General features: G+C 58.7%; 6 protein-coding genes and 2 pseudogenes. 7 read left to right on the top strand and 1 reads right to left on the bottom strand.

The annotated features are described in order from the left end of the window. Nucleotides 1-137 precede the first annotated feature (137 nt). Nucleotides 138-799, bottom strand: a pseudogene (locus ASG47_RS21020) (transposase); the annotation flags it as partial. Nucleotides 800-1010: 211 nt separating this feature from the next. Between ASG47_RS21020 and ASG47_RS04500 the strand changes: the two are divergent. The 7 genes and pseudogenes from ASG47_RS04500 (at nucleotide 1011) to arsK (ending at nucleotide 5695) form a co-directional block, all read left to right on the top strand. After that, a complete protein-coding gene (locus tag ASG47_RS04500; RefSeq protein ID WP_061907557.1) occupies nucleotides 1011-1328 on the top strand; it encodes a hypothetical protein in 318 nt (105 codons plus the stop codon). 201 nt (nucleotides 1329-1529) lie between these two features. Continuing rightward, the gene (locus tag ASG47_RS04495; RefSeq protein ID WP_061907556.1) at nucleotides 1530-1886 is read left to right on the top strand and encodes an ArsR/SmtB family transcription factor; all 357 of its coding nucleotides are present in this window, start codon (nucleotides 1530-1532) and stop codon (nucleotides 1884-1886) included. Further along, nucleotides 1879-2405, top strand: a pseudogene (locus tag ASG47_RS04490) (arsenate reductase ArsC). Before ASG47_RS04495 ends, ASG47_RS04490 begins: the two are co-directional and overlap by 8 nt. 35 nt (nucleotides 2406-2440) lie before the next feature. Further along, nucleotides 2441-3520 carry an ACR3 family arsenite efflux transporter gene (gene arsB, locus ASG47_RS04485; protein ID WP_061907555.1) on the top strand — a complete coding sequence of 360 codons (1080 nt, stop codon included), beginning with the start codon at nucleotides 2441-2443 and terminating at the stop codon, nucleotides 3518-3520. 29 nt (nucleotides 3521-3549) lie between these two features. After that, nucleotides 3550-3972, top strand: a complete 423-nt coding sequence (arsC, locus tag ASG47_RS04480; protein WP_061907554.1) for an arsenate reductase (glutaredoxin) — start codon at nucleotides 3550-3552, stop codon at nucleotides 3970-3972. Next, entirely contained in the window at nucleotides 3965-4672 is a 708-nt protein-coding gene (gene arsH, locus ASG47_RS04475; protein ID WP_274532517.1) for an arsenical resistance protein ArsH, read from the top strand. The genes arsC and arsH overlap by 8 nt, the downstream gene beginning before the upstream one ends. Before the next feature lie 6 nt (nucleotides 4673-4678). Next, nucleotides 4679-5695 (top strand): arsenite efflux MFS transporter ArsK, encoded by a 1017-nt coding sequence (gene arsK, locus ASG47_RS04470; RefSeq protein WP_156463990.1) that lies wholly within the window; start codon nucleotides 4679-4681, stop codon nucleotides 5693-5695. Nucleotides 5696-6042 lie beyond the last annotated feature (347 nt).

Here is a 6042-nt window from a genome sequence, read left to right as displayed (position 1 = left end):
CCCGGCACCACCTCTAGCAATTGGAAACTTCTATCACTGGGCATAGGAGCAGACATAGAAACTCACACCGTCATCAAATCAGACGTGCAAATAATCCAACTCAAGCCAATGCGTCAGACGGGGGCGCCTTGGCGCTTACGCATGACCCTAAGCACACGCTTGGTGTTGACGACGGCCTTGCCTGCCTTACGCCGCTGCCTGTTGAGCAGTGCTGTCACACGGCGATAACCATAGGTGGGGCGCTGGTCGATGATCGGGCGCAGCTCGGCAAGAAGGGTAACATCCTCAGGCTTGCGATAAGGTCCGCGTGGCTTGGCAGGCTTGCTGGCGCGCTCGGTCAGGTTGGACCTGGAGACGCCCAGAGTGCGGGCAACGACGCTCATTGGGTATCGTCCTCGGGATTGCTCCACGACAGCAAGGGCGAGGTCCGTTTTTTTGGGCGCGCGAGATCCAAGGCCTCCCTCAAGATCTCGGCTTCCATGGTCTTCTTGCCGAGCATGCGCTCGAGGTCACGCACGCGCTTTTCCAGATCGCGGACCTGAGAGGCGCCAACAACATCTTCATCGGCCTGGACGGCTGCGTGGCCGCCCTCGAGCATCCGGCGCTTCCAGGCGAAAAGCTGAGACGGAGAAATGCCAGCCTGGCGGGCCACATAGGAAACGCTCATGCCCGGCTGCATGGCCTGCTCAACCAGCCGCACCTTCTCGGCCACTGACCAGCGACGGCGGCGCTGCACGGAGGTGATGACTTCGACCCGTCGAAACGGCTCGTCGGTACTCTTGGACATAGTCTTACTCATAGGCGCATGCCTATGCCTTATCAGCTATGCCGACTGTCCGGTCAAAATGGGGTGCGCTCCACTAGTCAACAAAATAAAAGCGGTCATTCCGCATTCCACCCCCCTCAAGCCGATGTGCCGCCTCAATCCGGAAGAAGGCCCTGTTTGACGCGACGCACCACTGTCGAAAATTCGGAGCGTAGAACGTCGCGTTTCTAAAAAGGAGCCTGCCGTGAAAGTGACGCGAAGCGGAGAATGCAAAAATTCGCCGAAAAATGCCTTTGTCGAAGACTTCCTCGTCGACTGGCTTGCCTCAGATAATCTTTCGGGTCGGATGGAAGCAGGAGCTTCCTTGCCTAAAGTCCCAGATGATCTCACCGAGGTAGAAATCTCCCACGCCATCAGTCACGGCAAGATCGGAGAAGCAAACGGCTTGATCACGGTCAACGGATCGAAAAAGCCTTTCGCTGTCTTCATTGAGTTCGCTTCAACAAAAGGAAATGTGGCCCGAAATTTGACCTTCTATTCGACGGCAGGGTCCGTGAAGTGAGCGTCTGCTCCATACATGTCCAGCCAATTATACGACTGTCCGCAAACCACCTCGGAGGTGGCGCATGGCAGGTGGCCGACACCGACCCCATTTCGGCCATTTGAGCTGTCGCATCTGAATCCCGAAAGCTGCCAGAGCATCCCAAGAGACGTAGATTATCCTACCCTTGACAGGGGGCGCTGAATCGATAATTCTCGATATATGGAACCATATCACGCTATCGAAGTCTTCGCGGCCCTCTCGCAACCGACACGCCTCGATACATTCCGGCTCCTAATGGAGCACGAACCTGACGGTTTGCCGGCCGGCGAGATCGCGCGTCATCTCGAGGTGCCACAGAATACGATGTCGTCGCATCTCGCGATCCTAACCCGTGCCGGCTTGATCCAATCTGAGCGTCACAGCAGGTCCATCGTCTATCGGGCGGTTGTTGATCGCGTCCGCGAGATTACGAGCTTTCTTGTGCAGGACTGCTGCGGCGGGCGCCCGGAGCTGTGCGAGCCGCTTGTCGCCGAATTCACCCCATGCTGCCCACCCAAGGAAGCAAGCCATGTCTGACCGCGCCTACAACGTCCTGTTTCTGTGCACCGGAAACTCTGCCCGCTCTATCCTCGGCGAGGCGATCCTCAACCACGTCGGTCAGGGCGGTTCAAAGCATATTCCGCCGGATCTACACCAAAGGGAGCGGTCCACCCGATGACGCTTGAGGCATTGGCGAAAGTCGGCATCTCGACCGAAGGCCTACGATCAAAGGCCTGGGACGAGTTCGCGGTGCCGGGAGCACCGAAGATGCATTTCATACTTACTGTCTGCGACAACACGGCTGGTGAAGCCTGCCCGGTCTGGCCTAGCCAGCCGATGACGGCCCACTGGGGCATTGAGGATCCTGCCGCCGTCAACGGACCGGCGTTCAAGCAACGCGCCGCCTTCAATGATGCGCTCCGTTACCTACGCAGTCGCATTGGTGCTTTCATCAACCTGCCGATTGCGAGCATCGACCGCATGGCGCTTAACTCCAAGCTCGAAGGTATTGGCGCGATGGACGGGACGACCACCAAGTCGTCCCCGGTCTCCTGAGCGGCGGTGAGCTTACCAGCAAATCGGATTTACCAATGACCGTCAATGCGGCGCCGGCGCGCCTATCTTTCCTCGACCGCTATCTTACCGTCTGGATCTTCGCCGCCATGGCCATCGGGGTCATCTTGGGCTCACTGATCCCTGGCTTGCCAGAAGCGTTGAACTCTATGTCGGTTGGCTCGACAAACATCCCGATCGCCATTGGGCTGATCCTGATGATGTATCCGCCGCTCGCCAAGGTGAAGTACGAGGCCTTACATGAGGTCTTCGCCGACAAGCGAGTGCTGGCACTTTCGCTGGTCCAGAACTGGATCATCGGCCCGGTGCTGATGTTCCTGCTGGCGGTCGTTTTCCTGCGGGACTACCCAGAATACATGTCGGGCTTGATCCTGATCGGTCTGGCACGATGCATCGCCATGGTGCTGGTCTGGAACAAGCTCGCCGGCGGATCAAACCAGTATGTCGCCGGGCTCGTCGCCTTCAACTCGATCTTCCAGATCCTGTTCTTCTCCACCTATGCCTGGCTGTTCCTGACCGTGTTGCCACCCGTGTTCGGGCTGGAAGGCAGCGTCATTGACGTCGGCTTTTGGACCATCACGGAAGCGGTGCTGATCTATCTCGGGATCCCTTTTCTCGCCGGGTTTCTGACAAGGTTCTTCCTGATCCGAGCCAAGGGCAAAGATTGGTACGAACAGGTCTTCCTGCCAAAGATCAGTCCGATCACCCTCCTGGCGCTACTCTTCACCATCCTCGCTATGTTCAGCCTCAAGGGCGGAGACGTGGTGCGGCTGCCATTTGATGCGCTGCTTATCGCTGTTCCGCTCACCATCTACTTCCTGATCCAGTTCACCGTGAGTTTCTTCATGGGCAAGTGGATCGCCAAGGACTATCCCCGGTCGACGGCGATCGCCTTCACGGCTGCCGGCAACAACTTCGAGCTGGCCATCGCCGTTGCGATTGCCGCTTTTGGCCTGGCCTCGCCTGTTGCTTTCGCCGCCGTCATCGGGCCGCTCGTCGAAGTGCCTGTCCTGGTCGTCCTGGTGCACCTCGCCTTATGGCTGGGACGCCGACATTTTCCTGCCTCCGGTGCGGTCGCCAGCGACAGCCGGGCGTAGACCACCATCCCCTTTCTCAGGACACTGAAATGACGGTCACCATCTATCACAATCCAGACTGCGGCACGTCCCGCAACACGCTGGCGATGATCCGGCAATCCGGCGTCGAGCCTCAAGTCGTCGAGTACCTCAAGACTCCGCCCAGTCGGCAGCGGATCATGGAGCTGGTCAGCGCTGCCGGCATGTGCCTGCGGGATGCAATCCGAACGAAGGACACACCGTTCGACGTGCTCGGTCTTGCCGATCCCGCCAAGAGCGATGACGAACTGCTCGACGCCATCGAGGCACATCCAATCCTACTCAATCGCCCCTTTGTTGAGACTCCGGTTGGAGCGCGCCTCTGCCGCCCCTCCGAGGTCGTGCTCGACATTCTCGAGAACCCCAACATCGGGCCGTTCACCAAGGAAGACGGCGAAGTTATTATCGACAGTGAAGGGAAGCGGCTTGTCTAATTTGCCCAATGTCGTGTCTGACGCCTTCCACGTACCAGACTTTTCTCGACTGACCGCTCCAGTACTCGACCACAAGCCCCGCATCCTGATGCTCTACGGGTCTCTCCGGGAGCGGTCCTACAGCCGCTTCCTGACACTTGAGGCGCAGCGGCTGCTCGAAGCATTTGGGGCCGAGGTCCGCATCTTCCATGCCAATGGGCTACCGTTGCCCAATGACGCCCCCGACACTCACCCCAAGGTGCAGGAGTTACGTGAGGCCATGTTGTGGTCCGAGGGCCAAGTGTGGACCTCGCCGGAGCGGCATGGCGCAATGTCGGCGGTGATGAAATCGCAGGTCGATTGGATACCCCTGCCTGGCGGATCGATTCGACCGACCCAGGGTCGGACGTTGGCGCTTATGCAGGTCTCCGGGGGATCGCAGAGCTTTAATGCGCTTAACCAGATGCGTATTCTCGGACGCTGGATGAGGATGGTCACTATCCCAAACCAGTCTTCCGTGGCGAAGGCTTTTCAGGAGTTCGACGAGGCCGGTCGCATGAAACCGTCATCCTACTACGATAGGGTCGTCGACGTCTGCGAAGAGCTGGTCAAGTTCACGCTGATCAACCGCGGCGTCTCCCAATATCTCACTTCGCGTTACAGCGAGCGCAAGGAGTCCGCTGCCAAGCTCGAGGAGCGGGTCGGCCTTAAGTCGATCTAGAATATCATGGGCCATACCCACTCCAATCCCGGCGCGATCTGGGCTCTCGGTATTACGCAGATCATCGGGTACGGCACCCTGTACTACAGCTTCAGCATACTCGCCCCAAGCGTGGCGGGTGATTTGCAGGTGCCCGTGGAGTGGATTTACAGTTGCATCTCGCTTGCACTGCTCGCCGGCGGGCTTGTCTCGCCATGGGCCGGAGGCCTGTCGGACAGGGTTGGTGCTGGGAAAGTGATGTCGATTGGTTCCATCGGCGCTGCCGCATCGCTCCTGGCATGCGGGTTGGCATGGAAAGCGATTGCATTTCTTGCTGCGGTGATCTTGGTCGAGTTGGCGTCGGCCTTTGTGCTCTATTCGACGGCATTTGCCTTCCTGGCCCAAACGACTGGCGCCAGGGCGCAGCGCAGCATCACATACCTGACTCTCATCGCTGGATTTGCCTCGTCGATCTTCTGGCCGCTGACCAGCTGGCTGCTGCAGTCTATGGACTGGCACCAAATTTACTTCCTCTTCGCCGGTTTGAACCTTGCTGTTTGTATCCCGCTGCACCTCTGGTTGTCCCGGTTCGCACAGATCGCTACAGCGCGCCCGCACGAAATTGGCTCAGAGCCTCCGGCCATGCCGGTTGAGAACGGGCACCTCGTCTTTGTCTTGATTGTCCTGGGGTTCTCTTTGGCCGGCTTTGTATCGGCAGCGACGCTGTTCCATATGGTGCCACTGCTCGGCGTGCTTGGCATAGGTGTCGCCGGCGTGTGGGTCGCCTCGCTGCTTGGTCCTGCCCAGGTGGCAAGTCGCTTGATTAACATGGCATTTGGCCAAGATCTCCCAGCGCCAATCTTGGCGGTACTCTCAGCGGTCACTATGCCACTGGCTCTGGGTACACTGGTTTTAACTGCACCCTCTACAACCGGCGCCATCGCGTTCGCTGCAATTTTCGGTCTCGGCAGCGGCCTCTTCAGCATCGTGTCTGGCACGCTGCCATTGGCGATTTCGGCAAGGCTGGTTTCGGAAAGCGATTAGGGTGGATCGGAATGGGAAGGCTCGGACTGTCAGCACTGGCGCCGTTCGCCTTCTCGGTCGCCCTCGCCACGATCGGACCGAAGCCATCCTTGTGGGTACTGGCAGGTGCTGGCGTTTGCTGCATTGCAGTGTTCACAGAGGTCTGGCGCCGATGTCGTTCCTCAATATCAGCGAGGCCAGCTCGTTAGGATCGGACCCTCAATGTCCGCAGTTCATACGCATGGTGCCAGGAGCGGACATTCTGCTAACTGAGCTGCTGCCGGTTCGGTAGACACTAAGTTAGGCTAGTTTAGCTTGCTCTTCGTATTCCACGGGGGTCAGATAGCCCAATGTCGAGTGTCGGCGCC

Source organism: Devosia sp. Leaf420, from assembly GCF_001425445.1.
Classification (GTDB): Bacteria; Pseudomonadota; Alphaproteobacteria; order Rhizobiales; family Devosiaceae; genus Devosia.
This window is presented reverse-complemented; position numbering and strand designations above follow the sequence as displayed.